Source organism: Bacteroides sp. 2_2_4 (genome assembly GCF_000157055.1).
Taxonomy (GTDB): Bacteria; Bacteroidota; Bacteroidia; order Bacteroidales; family Bacteroidaceae; genus Bacteroides; species Bacteroides ovatus.
The window spans coordinates 1-605 of the sequence record NZ_EQ973414.1 but is presented as its reverse complement, the minus strand read 5'-3'; the positions used below and the strand labels follow the sequence as shown (position 1 = coordinate 605).

The following is a 605-nucleotide window of genomic DNA, read 5'->3' as shown; positions in this document are numbered from 1 at the left end:
CCAACTATTTATTAATTAGTGTGTTACACGCGTTTCGTTGCAGGTGGCAGATGTTTTTATGTTTTTCAACTTTATAGTAGGAAAAACTTTCATTCATTTCTGCACTGAAATGAGCAAAATAGTGCGATTTTAGTTTATTTCTGCACACTTCTTTGCTAAATGGGAATTTATATTTCACCACAAAGGACACGGAGGTTTACTATTTTTATTCCCTATAGAGTAATACAGAGTAATCGTATTTATCGCTCTGTTTTGCTTACGGAAAGAGAGAGAAGAACTCTGTGTCCTCTGTGGTGAACTCGTAAAGTTCCCGTTTTTTTGTGTTCCATATAAAGGTTAAGAGGCAGGATATGAAAAGACAGGAATATTGAACATAAATAAACAGGAGTTGTTTTAGTATATTATTCGCTATTTATCAACGCAAAACCTCTAAACATCAACGTGGTATATGAAAAAGGAATTTGGATTCGTCCTGGCGGCTGCAATCTTGCTGGCTGGCTGCGGACAGAAAAAAGAAACGACAACGACAACTGCACGTCCCGTAAAGACTACGATTGTCGAGTCAAGATCGATTATCAGAAAAGATTTCTCGGGAATCGTGGAAG

At 37.4% G+C, this 605-nt stretch carries 1 pseudogene; it reads left to right on the top strand.

What is annotated here, in order from left to right:
• Window positions 1-448: 448 nt before the first annotated feature.
• Window positions 449-605 (top strand): annotated as a pseudogene (locus BSCG_RS29830) (efflux RND transporter periplasmic adaptor subunit); the annotation flags it as partial.